The organism is Chryseobacterium glaciei (assembly GCF_001648155.1).
GTDB classification, from domain to species: Bacteria; Bacteroidota; Bacteroidia; order Flavobacteriales; family Weeksellaceae; genus Chryseobacterium; species Chryseobacterium glaciei.
Window position 1 is genome coordinate 2035921 of the sequence record NZ_CP015199.1, and the last position, 15590, is coordinate 2051510.

The 15590-nt window shown below is 34.3% G+C and carries 19 protein-coding genes and 2 tRNA genes; 11 read left to right on the forward strand and 10 right to left on the reverse strand.

Annotated features, from left to right (window positions below; genetic code table 11):
• Positions 1–67 precede the first annotated feature (67 nt).
• Genes A0O34_RS09050 through A0O34_RS09070 form a run of 5 tightly spaced genes read right to left on the reverse strand, consistent with a single transcriptional unit; the run spans position 68 to position 4266 of the window.
• The gene (locus A0O34_RS09050) at positions 68–610 is read right to left on the reverse strand and encodes a GNAT family N-acetyltransferase (protein WP_066753917.1); all 543 of its coding nucleotides are present in this window, start codon (positions 608–610) and stop codon (positions 68–70) included.
• The gene (locus A0O34_RS09055; RefSeq protein ID WP_066753919.1) at positions 570–1241 is read right to left on the reverse strand and encodes a hypothetical protein; all 672 of its coding nucleotides are present in this window, start codon (positions 1239–1241) and stop codon (positions 570–572) included. Before A0O34_RS09055 ends, A0O34_RS09050 begins: the two co-directional genes overlap by 41 nt.
• Positions 1242–1275: 34 nt before the next feature.
• Entirely contained in the window at positions 1276–2358 is a 1083-nt protein-coding gene (locus A0O34_RS09060) for a mannose-1-phosphate guanylyltransferase (protein WP_066753921.1), read from the reverse strand.
• 2 nt (positions 2359–2360) lie between these two features.
• The gene (locus A0O34_RS09065; protein ID WP_066753923.1) at positions 2361–2951 is read right to left on the reverse strand and encodes a SprT-like domain-containing protein; all 591 of its coding nucleotides are present in this window, start codon (positions 2949–2951) and stop codon (positions 2361–2363) included.
• Between the two features lies 1 nt (position 2952).
• Positions 2953–4266 (reverse strand): TolC family protein, encoded by a 1314-nt coding sequence (locus A0O34_RS09070; protein WP_066753925.1) that lies wholly within the window; start codon positions 4264–4266, stop codon positions 2953–2955.
• Between the two features lie 98 nt (positions 4267–4364).
• Between A0O34_RS09070 and A0O34_RS09075 the strand changes: the two genes are divergently transcribed.
• From A0O34_RS09075 to A0O34_RS09090, 4 genes are all read left to right on the forward strand, one after another.
• Positions 4365–5609 carry a bifunctional folylpolyglutamate synthase/dihydrofolate synthase gene (locus A0O34_RS09075; RefSeq protein WP_066753927.1) on the forward strand — a complete coding sequence of 415 codons (1245 nt, stop codon included), beginning with the start codon at positions 4365–4367 and terminating at the stop codon, positions 5607–5609.
• A 42-nt stretch (positions 5610–5651) separates the two neighbouring features.
• Positions 5652–5726 (forward strand) — tRNA-Val (locus A0O34_RS09080).
• A gap of 30 nt (positions 5727–5756) precedes the next feature.
• Positions 5757–5831, forward strand: a tRNA-Val gene (locus A0O34_RS09085).
• 52 nt (positions 5832–5883) lie between these two features.
• The gene (locus A0O34_RS09090; RefSeq protein WP_157885989.1) at positions 5884–6363 is read left to right on the forward strand and encodes a hypothetical protein; all 480 of its coding nucleotides are present in this window, start codon (positions 5884–5886) and stop codon (positions 6361–6363) included.
• 6 nt (positions 6364–6369) lie between these two features.
• Here the strand turns inward: A0O34_RS09090 and A0O34_RS09095 are convergent, their stop codons facing one another.
• The 4 genes from A0O34_RS09095 to A0O34_RS09110 form a co-directional block, all read right to left on the reverse strand.
• Positions 6370–7338, reverse strand: a complete 969-nt coding sequence (locus A0O34_RS09095) for a glycosyltransferase family 9 protein (protein ID WP_228394373.1) — start codon at positions 7336–7338, stop codon at positions 6370–6372.
• A 2-nt stretch (positions 7339–7340) separates the two neighbouring features.
• Entirely contained in the window at positions 7341–7760 is a 420-nt protein-coding gene (locus A0O34_RS09100) for a SufE family protein (RefSeq protein WP_066753932.1), read from the reverse strand.
• Positions 7761–7872: 112 nt separating this feature from the next.
• Positions 7873–8973, reverse strand: coding sequence for a glycosyltransferase (locus A0O34_RS09105; RefSeq protein WP_066753934.1), 1101 nt, complete (start codon positions 8971–8973; stop codon positions 7873–7875).
• On the reverse strand, positions 8970–9197 hold the full coding sequence (locus A0O34_RS09110) for a uroporphyrinogen decarboxylase (RefSeq protein WP_066753936.1): 228 nt from the start codon (positions 9195–9197) through the stop codon (positions 8970–8972). The genes A0O34_RS09105 and A0O34_RS09110 overlap by 4 nt, the downstream gene beginning before the upstream one ends.
• Before the next feature lie 153 nt (positions 9198–9350).
• Here A0O34_RS09110 and A0O34_RS09115 point away from each other — a divergent pair, with 153 nt between their 5' ends.
• The 7 genes from A0O34_RS09115 (at position 9351) to A0O34_RS09145 (ending at position 14937) form a co-directional block, all read left to right on the forward strand.
• Positions 9351–11879, forward strand: coding sequence for an ATP-dependent Clp protease ATP-binding subunit (locus A0O34_RS09115; protein WP_066753938.1), 2529 nt, complete (start codon positions 9351–9353; stop codon positions 11877–11879).
• A 150-nt stretch (positions 11880–12029) separates the two neighbouring features.
• Positions 12030–12404, forward strand: coding sequence for a hypothetical protein (locus A0O34_RS09120; RefSeq protein ID WP_157885990.1), 375 nt, complete (start codon positions 12030–12032; stop codon positions 12402–12404).
• A 4-nt stretch (positions 12405–12408) separates the two neighbouring features.
• Positions 12409–12960 (forward strand): hypothetical protein, encoded by a 552-nt coding sequence (locus A0O34_RS09125; RefSeq protein WP_066753942.1) that lies wholly within the window; start codon positions 12409–12411, stop codon positions 12958–12960.
• 62 nt (positions 12961–13022) lie between these two features.
• A complete protein-coding gene (locus A0O34_RS09130) occupies positions 13023–13397 on the forward strand; it encodes a hypothetical protein (RefSeq protein WP_066753944.1) in 375 nt (124 codons plus the stop codon).
• A 4-nt stretch (positions 13398–13401) separates the two neighbouring features.
• Positions 13402–13974, forward strand: coding sequence for a hypothetical protein (locus A0O34_RS09135; protein ID WP_066753945.1), 573 nt, complete (start codon positions 13402–13404; stop codon positions 13972–13974).
• A 23-nt stretch (positions 13975–13997) separates the two neighbouring features.
• Positions 13998–14378: a hypothetical protein gene (locus A0O34_RS09140; protein ID WP_066753947.1), complete on the forward strand. Its 381-nt coding sequence runs from the start codon at positions 13998–14000 to the stop codon at positions 14376–14378.
• Between the two features lie 4 nt (positions 14379–14382).
• Entirely contained in the window at positions 14383–14937 is a 555-nt protein-coding gene (locus A0O34_RS09145) for a hypothetical protein (protein WP_066753949.1), read from the forward strand.
• A 90-nt stretch (positions 14938–15027) separates the two neighbouring features.
• Here A0O34_RS09145 and A0O34_RS09150 read toward each other — a convergent pair whose 3' ends face one another.
• Positions 15028–15555 carry a hypothetical protein gene (locus A0O34_RS09150; RefSeq protein ID WP_066753951.1) on the reverse strand — a complete coding sequence of 176 codons (528 nt, stop codon included), beginning with the start codon at positions 15553–15555 and terminating at the stop codon, positions 15028–15030.
• Between the last annotated feature and the right edge of the window lie 35 nt (positions 15556–15590).

The window sequence follows — 15590 nt, forward strand, 5'->3', positions numbered from 1 at the left end:
CGAATAACGCAAATATTTTCACAAATGCCACAAAAACTAGTGATATTCATGAAAATATTTGTGTTTTTTATTCTGTTTCGAAATACATTAGTTCTTCATCTTCGTTGGGAAGCGTTACATGATTTTTGAACTTTAAGCCTAATTTTTCGATTAATTTTTGGGAAGAAAAATTATCTTTTAATGTAATTGCAGAGATCTTTTTTAAACCAAAATCATCCATTCCGATGGATTTTACTTTTTGAGCAGCTTCATAAGCGTAACCTTTGCCTTCAAATTCTTCTAAGAGAGAAAATCCGATATCTACGATGTCTAAACCTTCTCTTTCGAAGATTCCTACTCCACCGATCTTCTCATTTTTATCTTTAGTAACAACCAAATAATTTCCGAAACCTAACCTTTCAATTTGCGGAAGAAATCTGTTTTTGATGTAATTTTCGGCATCAGAAATGGTTTTAAGATGACGATCTCCGATATATTGGATGAATTTCGGTCTGTTGTACAGTTCGAAAATAAACTCTCCATCCTCCAATGACATTGGACGAAGAATGAGTCTTTCTGTTTCGTAGACGTTATTTTCGCTTGGTAGATTTGGCTGGTTTTTTAGGCTCATCTTTTGGTTCTTCCTTTTTTTCTATTTTCATAAGCCTTGGATTATTCGCACATTTTTTATTGTAAAGTTCAATATAAGCTCCATTGTCTTTTACATTGGTAATGGCTCCTGTTGACTTATTTATCGTTAATGTATAATGCTTTTTCTGGTAAGGACATTCTTGTGAAGTAAGCTTTCCGAGGTCTAAATAGTAGTTAGAAGTATCTTCATAATAATTTGCTGCAACATCTTTAAACTCTTCATCTACAATATATCCTTCTATCGTTGCCGCAATGGCAGCTTCCTGAATATTGTCAACCTTTCCGATAAATGTTTTTAGCCCATTAACATCTGTGACGTAATTCATTTTTCCACCGGAAGAATAGGCGATATAATAGAAACTGTCTTCCTCCGGAAAAAGGTCAAATCCTGAAAATTGAGGTGTATAATCCTGCTTAGATCCGGAAATACTAATCTCCTGATCTTTTGCATAGGTATTATAAACCAACACCCAAAAAACTATTTTACCGTTTGGTATAATTCCTTTTAAAATATTAGGAATACTGCTAAATTTTTTCTTCTCTTGAGCATACGTAAGCGTCCCTAAAAGAAAGAAAATCAATAAAATAAGTTTGGATGTATTTTTTATCATAATTCAAAACGTGGCAGAAATTATGCCATTTTTTCTAAATGAATTTTTCTCCTTTTTTTAAATTTTTAAGATCAAGAACGTAATCTTTTATTAACTGGTCGTGATCTCTTGGGCAAATCAGTAAGACTTTCTCTGTATCTACAACGATGAAATCTTTCAATCCATCAATAACAATTGCTTTATTACTGTTTTTTACATGAATGATGTTTCCTTCTGTGTTGTAGGTTAGAATATGTTTTTGCTTTACTGCGTTCTCGTTTTCGTCTTTTTCAGCGTTTTCATAAACAGATGTCCAAGTTCCTAAGTCGCTCCATCCCAGATCAGAAGGAATTACGTAAACGTTTTTAGCTTTTTCCAAAATTCCGTTATCAATAGAAATTTTCTGAACTTTCGGATAAATAATTTCAATACAGCTTTTTTCACTGTCTGCATTGTATTCACAAGCCATAAAATGCTGTGTCATCTCGGGAAGATACATTTCAAAAGCATGATGAATCGTTTTTACATTCCAGATAAAAATCCCAGCATTCCAAAGGAAATCTCCACTTTCCATAAAGCTTTTTGCAAGTTCCAGAATCGGTTTTTCCGTAAAAGTCTTAACCTTAAAATGTTCTGATCCTTTTTTATCTACAAATTGTATATAACCGTAACCTGTATCTGGTCTTGTTGGTGTAATCCCCAACGTTACAAGATAATCATTCTTAGAAGCCAGATCAAAAGCCACCTCTACTTTTTCCAAGAAAATATCTTCTCTCAAAATCAAATGATCTGCCGGTAAGACGATCATTGTTGCATTAGGATTGAGCTCAGCAATTTTATTAGCCATGTAAAGATTACATGCTGCTGTATTTTTTATTAATGGTTCACCTACGATATTTTCTTCCGGAACTTCAGGTAATTGCTGATGAGAAAGAGTGATATACTCCTTATTCGTAATTACAAATATATTCTCATTAGGGATAATTTTTTTGATCCTGTCATACGTCTGTTGAATCATCGTACGCCCAGTTCCTAAAATATCCTGAAATTGTTTTGGAAATTTCTGAGTGCTCAGTGGCCAGAATCTACTACCGATTCCTCCTGCCATTATCACACAGTATTTATCTGAATTTGACATGTTTAACTACATTTTTCTACCCTAGCCAAAGGCTTGAAAGAATACTTTCTGCCAGTAGCCAGATTCTTACAAAGATAGTTTTTTTTTATCAGACCTTCTAAAAAATACTTTTCATTTCGATAGATGAAATAGTCTCCTTTTTGAAGTTCTTCAATAAATTGTAGGGTATCATCTTGTTTTTCAATGTGAAAATATTTAACCAAATCGGGGCTGGCCATGAAATTTGCCTTTGGAGACTTAGAAAATTTGGTAATAATTGGTCTTAATTCTTCCTCATACACCTCAATACTTTCAAGAAGCATTAATCGAAAGGTCTCTTTCCACTCATTTCCGTGTGGTGAAATTCTTCTTCCATACTTTTCAAACGCTATTAAATGAGCCAACTCGTGAGTTAAAACAAAGAAAAAAAGTTGTGGAGGAAGTGTAGAATTTATCGTAATTTCATGGGAATTGTCCAGGAGTTTTCTGTAATCTCCCAGTTTAGAATTCCTGTTTCGTGTAATTTTAATATGAATGTAATAATCTAAAAACCAATGTTTTAAATATTGAAGCGTATTTGGTGGTAAATATTTTTCTAATGATTGAATAGACATTTTACAAACTTAGTGGAATTCCCGCATAGAAATTCAATAATTTAAGACTGAAAAGATAGTTAAATTTAGCCTGAGCCACAGAACCTTGTGCGTTTGCATAATTATTTCTGGCAACATTCACATCGTAAATCGTTGTTCTACCTGCAACATAACTTTTATCTGCGAAATCTAAAGCCAATTTTGTACTCTTCTCGGCTTCTACAGCAGATAAAAATATTTCATAATTAGCATCAACGTCAAATTGCGCCTTCTGAACATTCTGTCTTACGGTTTGTTTTTGTTGTTCTAAAGTTGCTTTGGCAATATTTTCATTAATCTTGGACTGCTCAACCTGAAGTTTAGTAATTCCTTTATTAAAAATCGGAATATTGATAGAAACTCCTGCATTTTGCCCAAAATTATCTTTATACTGAGGAAAGAAAACCCTTTCATCCTGAGCATTCAACAAGTTATTATAAAAACTTCCTATTCCTGCACTTGCTGTTATTGTTGGCCAAAATGCGGTTTTACTTACCTCTGTCTGAGCTTCGGCAGATTTAATTCTACTTTCGGCAGCTTTCACCTGAGGCTGATTTTCATAAGCTGTTGTCAAAACCTCATCTACAGATTTTAATTGTGGAGACAGTTGATCTGAAACGCTTACATCTTCAACATCAAAATCCTTATATTCATTTAATTGTAAAAGCTGAGCTAATGCAAATAAGCTTCTTCCAACATTAATTTCAGCCGTTTTAAGGTTTTGTTTTTCTCTTGCCAAACCTGCATCAGCTTCCGCCAAAATCGTTTGAGCTGTAGTTCCAACCTGAGTGGTTATTTTTGCTCTGTCGGCTTGTTTTTGAGCGTTTTCTACCGCTGCCTGAGAAATTTTTACAATTTCTTTATTCAACAAAGTCGTTAAATATTGTTGAGCTATTTGCAGAGAAATATCATTTTTAATGGTTTCGATGTCGTATTGACTTGCTTCAACATCAAATTCCGTCTTACGTATAGTTTTTTCTAATCTTCCGTTGTTATAAACCAAGATATCAGCGCCAAGATTAGCATTATTACTAAATCTGTCATTCCTGATACTTCCCGTTCCTAACGAAGCCTGACCAAAACTCACCGTATTTCCCACACTTGCAGAAACAGACGGTAAATAGTTCTTTTTAGCTATTTTTAAATTAGAATCCTGAATTTGTTTTGAATATTCATTTTGGATCACCTGAAGATTATGCTCTACGGCATAGTCTACGCATTCTCTTAAGGACCATCTTTTCTGAGCGCTTAAGCCCATGCTTGTTAATCCCAAAACAATAATCCAAACTTTTTTCATATTCTGATTTTATGATATTAGACGAACCAAATTTAAAAAAGTTACAGATAAAAAAAATTAATGTTTTATTTTTATCAAACTTTTGAGAATTTTGCATCATGACAACTGAACAATATCAAGAAGCTGTTGACTGGCTTTTCGTACAAGCACCTAACTATCAGTCCGATGGAGAAAAAGCTTATAAACCAGGTTTAGATAATATCACTAAACTTTGTGATTTTTTTGACAACCCTCAGGAAAAAATAAAATGCATCCACATCGGTGGAACTAATGGAAAAGGTTCTTCCAGTAATATGTTGGCATCTGTTCTTCAAGATTCAGGTTATAAAGTTGGCTTATACAACTCACCTCATCTTATTGATTTTACGGAGCGTATAAAAGTGAATGGAAGAAACTGTGACAAAGAGTTTGTCTTTAATTTCATCCAAAAGCTGAAAGGTCTTCCTGAAGATATTCTTCCTTCATTTTTTGAGTTCACGACCATTATAGCTTTTGAATATTTTTATCAGCAACAGGTGGATTTTGCCATTATTGAAGTTGGTTTGGGTGGAAGATTAGATTCTACCAATATTATTAAGCCTTTAGTTTCTGCGATCACAAATGTTCAGTTAGATCATCAAAATATTTTAGGAGATACGATTGAACAAATTGCATTTGAAAAGGCCGGAATCATTAAAAATAATACTCCAATAATCTTTGGTGACGAAAATGAAGTCGTAAAAAACATTATTATAGAAAAATCTATCCAAGAAAACGCTCTTTTTATTGATGCTACCCTACTAAAAACGGATTTAAAATCTGATTTAAAGGGAAATTATCAGGCAAAAAATATAAAGGTTGTTTTAGCCTTAATTGATGAATTAAGAAAACTCAATGTAAATGTTTCAAATCAAAATATTGAAAATGGACTATTAAACGTTCATAAAAACACAGGATTCATCGGCCGTTGGTTTGAATTTTCACAAAATCCACTGACAATTTGCGATACAGGACATAATCAGGCCGGATTGGAACAGGTTTTTGCTCAATTAAATTCAATTGACAAGCATAAACACGTTATTTTAGGTTTTGTAGTTGATAAAAAGATCGATGAAGTGATGAGTTTATTACCTGAAAATTCTGAGTTTTATTTTGCAAAACCGTCTATCCACAGGGGCAGACATCCGAAAGATTATGAAGATATGCTCATAAATGCAAAAATTTTTTATAAAATTTTCGATTCTGTGCAAGAAGCGTATTTATCTGCAAAACAACAATCTACAAATGAAGAAATGATTTTTATTGGCGGAAGTAACTTTGTTGTTGGAGAATTTTTAGAAAAAAATTTGGAGTTTTCCGAATAAGTCGTATATTTGCACCACTCTAAACGGAAATAACGTTACAGAGGGCGATTAGCTCAGTTGGTTCAGAGCATCTGGTTTACACCCAGAGGGTCGGGGGTTCGAATCCCTCATCGCCCACAAAGGTTCCTAAAACCTTTAAAAAACTTAGGGCTCTTAGCTCAGTTGGTTCAGAGCATCTGGTTTACACCCAGAGGGTCGGGGGTTCGAATCCCTCAGGGCCCACAAAATCTCTCTTTTTAAAGGGAGATTTTTTTGTTATATTAAAACTATGATGATGAAACAAACATTCATATCTTTTGTCTTTCTTCTCTCGATTTCAATAATCTATTCTCAGGAAATCAAAGAGAGCTCTGTAATCATAAAAGTTTCAAAGAATGTTGACCCTAACTTTGATAATTTTACGCGATTTGAGTATAGTCTAGACACTCGAAACATTGATATCTTAAGCCCTGATCAACCCTATTCAAAAGTTTTAATATTTATCGGCGATAAAAAAGTCTTTTCGCAAATAAATTCCTCTTCCAAAAAGATTCAATTGACGAATCGCTCAATAAGAGATATCCATTTTGAAAGCATTTTAACAAAAACTACTTTTACTTTTAAAATAAAAAAGCAATTTCTTATACTTACCGATATTAAAAACAATAACGAATCAATCTTAAAAATAGACAGATCAGGAGAATATATAAAATTGGTTGATGAAAACAGAAAAGAAGTTTACGTTGGAAAAGAAAAACAGAAAAAATTCAAATAAAACCTATTAACAAATTTTATCAACTATTTTCTGGATATTTAGTTCTTCCAGACAAGCCCAATCTCCTCGATAACATTCCTTATCCCCAAAAACAGAGCAAGGCCTGCACGTAAGATCACTCACCTGTACAACATCATCTTCACTCTGCCCGAAGCCTAAAAAGCCGGCATATGGATGCGTAGACCCCCAAATAGAAACACATCTCGTTCCCATTAAACTCGCCAAATGCATATTGGCAGAATCCATGGAGATCATTAGTTCTAATTCTGAAATTTTATTAAGCTCTTCCGTAAGACTTAATTTGCCTGATAAACTTTTTGTATTCGGAATCTGACTTTCCCATTTTTCTAATGTTTCAGTCTCTTCTTTACCGCCTCCGAAGAAATAGATTTTATGTTTTTGGGCTAAAATTTTCACCAATTCGTAAGATTTCTCCAAAGGAAGCATTTTTCCTTTATGCTGAGCAAAAGGCGCAAAACCAATTCCGGATTTATTAGTTGAAGTTGGTCTTAACTGATGAGAAAGTTCCACCTTAAAACTCATTTCACGAAAAACATCAGCGTAACGTTCAACCGTTTTTCTTAACTGAACTTTATTTAAATTCCAAATATCGGTTAGATGCTCTTTTTCCTCTTTTCCTTTATTGATTTTGAATACTTTAAGTCCTTTTCTTCGATAAATTTTATCTAAGATTTTCGTTCTGATCACATCATGCAGATTAGCGATCATATCGGGATGAAATTCTTTAATTAATTCATTCGCTAATCTTTGCAACCCGAAAATACCCTTATAATCATCTAAGTTGATTCCTTTGAATATAACATTCGGAATATCAGAGAATAAGCTCTCAAAATTCTTTCTCGAAACCATGATGATTTCAACGTCAGGATTCTGTTCCAAAAACTCTCGAAAAACCGGCGCTGTCATAGCGACATCACCAAAAGCGGAAAAACGATATGCTAAAATTCTGGTCACAGCTACGACTTTAGTTGATAGGCAACTGCATAAAATTTAATTTGTTTTGTCATCGCCATGAGTCCGTTGGCTCTGGAAGGAGAAAGAAACTCCTGTAATCCGATCTCTGAGATAAATTCGAAATCAGAATCTAAAATTTCCTGTGTAGAATGGCCACTGTAAATGCTCACTAATAAAGAAACGATTCCTTTTGGTAAAATACCATCAGAATCTGCATCAAAAAACAGTTTTCCATCTCTGAACTCTGCATCAATCCAAACTTTACTCTGACAGCCTTTAATAAGATTTTCATCACCTTTTTTGTCATCCGGAAGACCTTTTAATTCTTTCCCAAGATCAATGATGTACTCATATTTTTGCTCCCAGTCCTCAAGAAACGCAAATTCGTCGATAAGTTCCTTCTGTTTTTCTTTAATGGTCATTTCTTTACTTTCTTTTTGCAAAGATACTAAATTATGCTTTAGGCTTGAAGCAGTAAGCTATAGGCAAAATGATTGTGATATGAGATTTGGCTTATTTCCTATTACTTAAAGCTTATAGCGCAATTGAAGCCTCTTCAAAAACCTTTAATAATTTTACCTCCTCATTTTCCCAGCAAAGAATATTTGCTGCTTTTTCGAGTTCGGGTTGATAATTTTTTCTTCCTTTATTTAAAATTAAATTGATCGATTCAGCAATATTTTCAGGCTGATGATCTTTTATGATTTCTCCAATATCAAATTGACTTTTAATATTCTGCATTTCTGGGAGATTTGACAAAATTAAAGGAACTCGTGCCTGAATGCAATCTAAAACTTTATTAGGTAAAGAATAAAAATAACTCTCTCCCCCATTCTCTTCAATGCTCATTCCGCAATCAACTGTTATTGTGATTTCTCTTAAATCTTCTGGTTTTAATTTTCCTAAAAATTGAACTTTATGTTGAAGATTTTCTTTAATAACCAATTCTTCGTATTTCTTTTTACGAGGACCATCTCCCGCAATTTTTAAAATTACATTATCAAGATGGTGCATTGATAAAATAACTTTATCAATTCCACGAAAAGGATTTATTGCGCCTTGATATAAAATTACTTTTGGACTATTTTCAGGAATTTCAAAAGTAAAATCTATTTTTCGGGGAGCATTTTGAACAATAATTGGATCAACTCCATACTTTTTTTGGAACCATTTTCCATAACTTCCACTCGCTGTCATCATGAATTTCACTTTCGGAACGATGCTCCTTTCAAGATATCTCCATAATTTTTGTGACATTTTGCCTTGAATTGCCGGCATTTCGGAAAAAATTTCATGACTGTCAAAAACCAAAGGAATATTTAATTTTTTAGCAATAAGATAATTAGGTAGCAAGGCATCCAAATCATTAGCATGAAGAATGGTATTTTGATCTGCCTTTTTCTTTAATTCGTGATACAGCTTCCAGTTAAACTCAAAGTAGGCTGTTTTTAAACTTTTAGAAATTAATTGTATTCTGGAAAAAGAATAAGGTCGCTGCATTTTTTCTGCACCACCCCAATCATTTCCTATTAATTCAATCTCATAGCCGTTTTCATGCAAAGTCCTGCAAACCTTTTCGATACGTTGATCTGTATATAAATTACTAAAAGCAGATGTGATTATTTTTTTCCTCATTTACTTTTTTTTCCTGCCAACAAATGGTAAATTTGTATAAAGCAAACCAGCCCGTTAGGTATGATCACCGGCCAAAGCATTCCGCTAAAAATACCGTAAATGACAAAACAAATACAGCCAATCATATTAACAATTCTGATTTTTCTTACATCTTTCAATATAAAGCTCAACACAACGAAAAGTGAGGCAGAATATCCGACGTAAGTAGAAATTTCGGGATTCATGAGAAAAATTTAAAGGATAACAAACTTAGTCATTTTCAATAAGATAATAAAGTTTTTTTCTGCCATAAAGTCATTATTTGATTTTTGGTAAAATATTTGTAATTTAGATAATGAATAAATGGCAATGTTGCTATTATTCTAATGAGATATATTATGGATTATAAGTTTTCACAAGGTTTGAGCCAAGTGTTCAAACAAAGCAAAAGCGAAGCTAAACGGCTGAAAAGTGAATTTCTCAATACAGAACATCTACTTTTAGGTATTATAAAAACGGAAAACTCTGCAAAAGAAATCCTTCAAAACCTTAATGCGGATTTAACACAAATCAGAAGAAAAATTGAAACTCTAAATACAGCAAGTCTTAATCCTATTTCTGAGGAGGTTACCAATATTTCTTTCACCAAGATGGCAGATCATTCCATCAAACGTGCTGAGTTAGAATGCAGACAGTATAAAAGTAATGAAATTAATACCGTTCATTTGCTTTTAGGCATTCTATATAAATATGAAGACCCCACCTCAAGTATATTAGGTGCTTACGACATCGACTATGAAGGAGTATCAAAAGAATATCAAACTATGCTAAAAAATTCTGGCCAAACACCACAAATGAGTGCTTACGATGACGACGAAGAGAGAGAGGATTTTGAGCAAATGAGAAAGCCTACAGGAAATTTAGGGTCTGCAAAAAGTAAAACTCCAACTTTGGATAACTTTGGTAGAGACCTTACTTCTTTGGCAAGAGATGGGAAATTAGACCCAGTGATCGGTCGTGAGAAAGAAATCGAAAGAGTTTCTCAAATTTTATCAAGAAGAAAGAAGAACAATCCGTTGCTTATCGGTGAACCTGGAGTTGGTAAATCTGCCATCGCTGAAGGTTTAGCTTTAAGAATTCAACAGAAGAAAGTTTCAAGAGTTCTTTATGGTAAAAGAGTAATCACTTTGGATTTGGCGAGTTTGGTAGCAGGTACAAAATACCGTGGACAGTTTGAAGAGAGAATGAAGGCTATCATGACGGAATTAGAAAAAAACCGTGATGTGATCTTATTCATCGACGAGCTTCACACGATTGTTGGCGCGGGTAGCTCTACTGGAAGTTTAGATGCTTCCAATATGTTCAAACCGGCTTTAGCAAGAGGTGAGATCCAATGTATTGGTGCTACAACTCTTGATGAGTACCGTCAGTATATTGAAAAAGATGGTGCTTTGGAGAGAAGATTCCAGAAAGTAATGGTGGAACCGACTAATATTGAAGAAACCATTCAGATCTTGAATCAAATCAAAGACAAATACGAAGAACATCATAATGTAGTGTATACTCCGGAAGCAATTCTGGCTTGTGTTAATTTAACAGCCAGATATATTACAGACCGTTTCTTACCGGATAAAGCAATTGATGCAATGGACGAAGCTGGATCTCGTGTTTATATTAAAAACATGAAAGTTCCTACTGAGATCATTGATTTTGAACAGAAAATTGAAGACATTAAAGAACTGAAACAGAAAGCTGTAAAAGCTCAGGATTATCTTGAGGCAAGAAAGCTTAAAGATGAAGAAGAGCGTCTTCAGATGGAATTAAATTCTGCTCAAGATAAGTGGGACAAAGATGTAAAAGAGAAGAAAGAAACCGTAACCGATGAAAATGTTGCGGAAGTAGTTTCTATGATGAGCGGTGTTCCTGTAACGAAAGTCGGTAAAAATGAGCTTGATAAACTAGCTCAAATGGACGAAAAACTGAACGGAAAAGTTATCGGTCAGGAAGAAGCAGTGAAGAAAGTTGTTAAAGCTATTCAAAGAAACAGAGCGGGTCTTAAAGATCCAAACCGTCCAATTGGAACATTTATTTTCCTTGGAACAACGGGTGTTGGTAAAACTGAGCTGGCTAAAGTAATGGCAAGAGAACTTTTCGAATCTGACGAATCTTTGATCAGAATCGATATGAGTGAATACATGGAAAAATTCGCGGTTTCAAGATTGGTTGGTGCGCCTCCGGGATACGTTGGATACGAGGAAGGTGGACAATTAACAGAAGCTGTAAGAAGAAAACCTTATGCTGTGGTTCTTTTAGATGAGATTGAAAAAGCTCACCCGGATGTATTCAATATTTTGTTGCAGATCTTAGATGAAGGTCACGTTACGGACAGTTTAGGAAGAAAAATTGATTTTAGAAATACAATCATTATCCTTACTTCAAACATCGGAACCAGAGATATTAAAGACTTCGGTGACGGTGTAGGATTCGGAACTTCAGCTAAGAAAACAGGTTCTGATACAAGAGCTAGAGGAACAATCGAAAATGCCCTTAAAAAAGCATTTGCTCCTGAATTCCTGAATAGAATTGATGATATTGTGATCTTCAACTCTCTTGAGAAAGAAGACATCAAAAAAATCATTGATCTTGAATTGAACAAGCTTTACACCAGACTAGATAAATTAGGATATAAAGTTGATTTAACTGAAGAAGCGAAAGACTTTATTTCTGAAAAAGGTTGGGACAAAGACTTTGGTGCAAGACCTCTAAAAAGAGCGATCCAGAAATATATTGAAGATTTATTAGCTGAAATGTTGGTAAACAAACAATTAAATGAAGGAGAAACTATTATTTTAGACGTGAATGAAGCGAAAGACGGCTTAGCCGGAAAAGCTCAGAAAACAAAAAAGACGGTTGAAAAATCTTCTTAATCAATAATTTAATTTTTTAAATATAAAAGCATCGGGAATTTCTCGGTGCTTTTTTCGTTTTAATTAATTTTTAACATATTTTTTTCACTATTTAATGATTAATTAAAAAAAATATTTAATTTTATTGAACATTAAATCAATATCATTAATATGAAGAAAACAATTCTACTCGTAAGCTTTTCCTTGCTTACAATTCTATCCTGTGCCAATGAATCATCTGCAACCTCCACAATGCCTGACGTTTCAAAGCCGGAAGCAGTACAAAAATTCAATTTAGCCATCAAAAAAGTAGCAATGGAAAAGGAACCGGCTCCCACAACTCCACGAACATCCGCTGAACTGAGTGATTACAAAAAAGAAATGCTTTTACCAGCTGCGAAAGACCTCATCGCTTCATCCGGAGTTTCTTATTCTGAAATAGAAAGACAAACAGGAGGTGACAAAGAAAAAATTCTAAAATGGGCTGTAGAAGTCTATGGAGATTACAACAAGCAAACCAATAAAAACTACAAATCTGAAAACTAGAATTATGAAAAAACTACTTTTATTAGCATCATTTGCTGTTTCATTTTGCGTTTCGGCACAAGATCTTTATATCCAAAATTATACGGATACGGTAATACAATATGTCGTATGGAGATTAAACCCTTTGAATACATCGGTAAACTGTATTAGCCCTTACCTACAATCCTCAAGTTCTGTCACAGGAATGTCAACATTAACCTACTCTACTTCACCTGGATTAGTACCTGTTGAAGCTCTTTATAGCGGAAATATCAATACATCAAATACATTTAATCCTCTATTTCCTCAAACTCCTTTAATTGACACCTGGACTTTAGACAGCAACTATGCCAATCCGTACACTCTTCCTTCCAATCCGGTTCCTGCAGCAGCTATTTCAGGATCAAAATGGGGAGGTATAAAACTGGGCGTTCAGGATCAGGCAGGAAACAATATCGGAGGATATTATTCTCTGGGATATTCTTGCGGATCACCAACAGCTCTTGCCACATTTAGTGGGGTTATCAACGGTACTTTTTTTGAGGTCGGAGGAGCAACCTGGATAGTACTCTATTAATAATTTAGATCACTTTAACTAGTTAAAACACTATCAATAAAATTTTTAACAACAATTTAACCATGAAAAAAACAATTTTACTTTTAAGCATTTCGATGCTTACATTTCTTTCTTGTGCGAATGAATCATCTGCAACAACCACGATGCCTGATGTTTCGAAGCCGGAAGCAGTACAAAAATTCAATTTAGCGATCAAAAAAGTAGCAATGGAAAAGGAACCTGCTCCTGCAACACCAAGAACGTCTGCTGAATTGAGTGATTATAAAAAAGAAATGCTTTTACCAGCTGCGAAAGACCTCATCGCTTCATCCGGAGTTTCGTACTCTGAAATAGAGAGACAAACAGGAGGTGATAGAGAAAAAATTCTAAAATGGGCTGTAGAAGTCTATGGAGATTACAACAAGCAAACTAATAAAAACTACAAATCTGAAAACTAAAATCATGAAAAAACTACTTTTACTGGCAACATTTATTGCTTCATATTGCGTTTATGCTCAAACAACACCTCCACCAATTTATATCCAGAACTATACTCCTAATTATGTAGAGTACAACTTGATTAAATCTAATTTAGGGAGCCCTACAACAGGATGTACTCCTAATTTGGAGGCAAGAACCGTCACAAACAATTTATTAAAGTTAGGATATACTAATGATCCTTCAGTTTCAATAGATGCAAATTATGATGGGAATGTAAATAATACTTTCGCATTTAATGCAGCCTATCCATCCACCCCTCAGGTAGGCAGATGGATCGCTAACTCCAATTTTGCTGCTCCATATTATGCTCCTGCAGGGGTTCTTAATGTTTTCAGTAATGTGACAACCTGGACGGGGATTAAATTTGGAGTACAGGATCAATCAGGAGTAAATGTTGGCGGATATTATTTCCTTGGCCAATTTTGTGGAAGTACAACTGTATATTCAGATTTAACAGGTAACGTAATTCCTCCATCTATGACAGATGCCGTCCTTTTTACAGTAGGAGGAGCAACTTGGGTTGTCATATTTTAATCATTTAATTCAAAACAATTATCATGAAATTAAGAAAAACAATTTTACTTTTAAGTATTCCCATGCTTACATTTTTATCTTGTGCAACTGAAAATATGGCAACAAATACAACTCCGGATATTTCAAAGCCTGAGGCGGTACAAAAATTCAATCTAGCGATTAAAAAAGTAGCGATGGAGAAAGAACCTGCTCCTGCTACGCCAAGAACATCTGCAGAATTGAGTGATTATAAAAAAGAAATGCTTTTACCTGCTGCAAAGGACCTCATCGCTTCATCTGGAGTTTCTTACGCTGAAATAGAAAGACAAACACGCGGAGATAAGGAAAAAATTCTTACTTGGGCCGTGCAAGTTTATGGCGAGTACAACAAGCAAACTAATAAAAACTATAAATCTGAAAATTAAAATTATGAAAAAGTTATTTTTACTGACAGCATTTATTGCATCATTTTGGGCCTCCGCGCAAGATGATCTTTTTATCCAAAACTACACGGATACAATTATTGAGTATACAATCTGGAAATCCAATTATACCAGCACAACCAACTGCAGCCCTAATATTCAGGCTAACACCAGCCTGTCGGTATTGGGACCTGCGTCTTTATCTCCTCTAGGCTATGTAGAAGCATATTATAACCCAGATGTAAATACTTCAAATACTTTTAATCCTAACTATCCCGATACCCCTTTAATTAATAGCTGGGTGGTGAACGCTGATTATTTAAATCCTTATAATCTTCCCGGAAATCCTGTCCCTACAGCATTGTGGATGGGATCAAAATGGGCAGGTATGAAATTCGGTGTCAAAAATACTTCGGGAGTAGCAATAGGCGGTTATTACACAATGCACATGGGTTGTGGCACGGCTAATCCTCCTGTTTTAGATCTTTCCGGTTATGGTAGTCCAGCGGTTAATGGGACTATATTTACTGCTGGAGGTTCAACTTTTATTGTATTATTTTAGAGATTTAATCTAAATAAATTCCAACTAAAATTCCCGAGGCGATATGCTTCGGGAATTATTTTTATATCAAAATTGTAATGAAACTTAATCTTACAATCCAACTACAAATCCAATATTAGGTACTAAACCACTTGAAAATATACTTGAATTTTCTTTCCAAAGAACATTATACATTACCCCAATCTGCATAAAAGAATTGTTCCCGATTCTTTGCATATAACCTCCTCCGAGATACAAAGCATCTTCCTGTTCATTCATTTTATAATCGTAATATTTATCTTTATAATTGATGAAGTAATGCTGATAATTGGCACTTAAATAAAACGTTCTGGCAATATAATAATTCAAAAACGGGCCAACTCCGAACATTGTAGAGCGATAATAATCTGAAGTTTGCCAGGAAATACTTCCAATGACTCCTCCTTCCAAACCATCGGTAAGCCTGTAACCTACTCTTGGTGAAGCCTGTAAATAAAACGAACTCTGACTTCCGAAACCAACTCCAATTCCGCCTCCGAAAGTCCATTTGTTATTATTTTGTTCTGTTGTGCCTACCGAAACCTGAGAAAATGCCGATCCTGAAAGCATCAATAGTAAAGGAATAATAAACTTTTTCATATAAATTGTTTTTATCGATGTTTAAAATTATGTTT

Coding starts and splice junctions, on each gene's coding strand:
- A0O34_RS09125 (WP_066753942.1), top strand. CDS start 12,409: ATGAAAAAACTACTTTTATTAGCATCATTTGCTGTTTCATTTTGCGTT.
- A0O34_RS09090 (WP_157885989.1), top strand. CDS start 5,884: ATGAAACAAACATTCATATCTTTTGTCTTTCTTCTCTCGATTTCAATA.
- A0O34_RS09145 (WP_066753949.1), top strand. CDS start 14,383: ATGAAAAAGTTATTTTTACTGACAGCATTTATTGCATCATTTTGGGCC.
- A0O34_RS09050 (WP_066753917.1), bottom strand. CDS start 610: ATGAGCCTAAAAAACCAGCCAAATCTACCAAGCGAAAATAACGTCTAC.
- A0O34_RS09135 (WP_066753945.1), top strand. CDS start 13,402: ATGAAAAAACTACTTTTACTGGCAACATTTATTGCTTCATATTGCGTT.
- A0O34_RS09110 (WP_066753936.1), bottom strand. CDS start 9,197: ATGAATCCCGAAATTTCTACTTACGTCGGATATTCTGCCTCACTTTTC.
- A0O34_RS09150 (WP_066753951.1), bottom strand. CDS start 15,555: ATGAAAAAGTTTATTATTCCTTTACTATTGATGCTTTCAGGATCGGCA.
- A0O34_RS09115 (WP_066753938.1), top strand. CDS start 9,351: ATGGATTATAAGTTTTCACAAGGTTTGAGCCAAGTGTTCAAACAAAGC.
- A0O34_RS09130 (WP_066753944.1), top strand. CDS start 13,023: ATGAAAAAAACAATTTTACTTTTAAGCATTTCGATGCTTACATTTCTT.
- A0O34_RS09105 (WP_066753934.1), bottom strand. CDS start 8,973: ATGAGGAAAAAAATAATCACATCTGCTTTTAGTAATTTATATACAGAT.
- A0O34_RS09140 (WP_066753947.1), top strand. CDS start 13,998: ATGAAATTAAGAAAAACAATTTTACTTTTAAGTATTCCCATGCTTACA.
- A0O34_RS09060 (WP_066753921.1), bottom strand. CDS start 2,358: ATGTCAAATTCAGATAAATACTGTGTGATAATGGCAGGAGGAATCGGT.
- A0O34_RS09065 (WP_066753923.1), bottom strand. CDS start 2,951: ATGTCTATTCAATCATTAGAAAAATATTTACCACCAAATACGCTTCAA.
- A0O34_RS09075 (WP_066753927.1), top strand. CDS start 4,365: ATGACAACTGAACAATATCAAGAAGCTGTTGACTGGCTTTTCGTACAA.
- A0O34_RS09120 (WP_157885990.1), top strand. CDS start 12,030: ATGAAGAAAACAATTCTACTCGTAAGCTTTTCCTTGCTTACAATTCTA.
- A0O34_RS09070 (WP_066753925.1), bottom strand. CDS start 4,266: ATGAAAAAAGTTTGGATTATTGTTTTGGGATTAACAAGCATGGGCTTA.
- A0O34_RS09055 (WP_066753919.1), bottom strand. CDS start 1,241: ATGATAAAAAATACATCCAAACTTATTTTATTGATTTTCTTTCTTTTA.
- A0O34_RS09100 (WP_066753932.1), bottom strand. CDS start 7,760: ATGACCATTAAAGAAAAACAGAAGGAACTTATCGACGAATTTGCGTTT.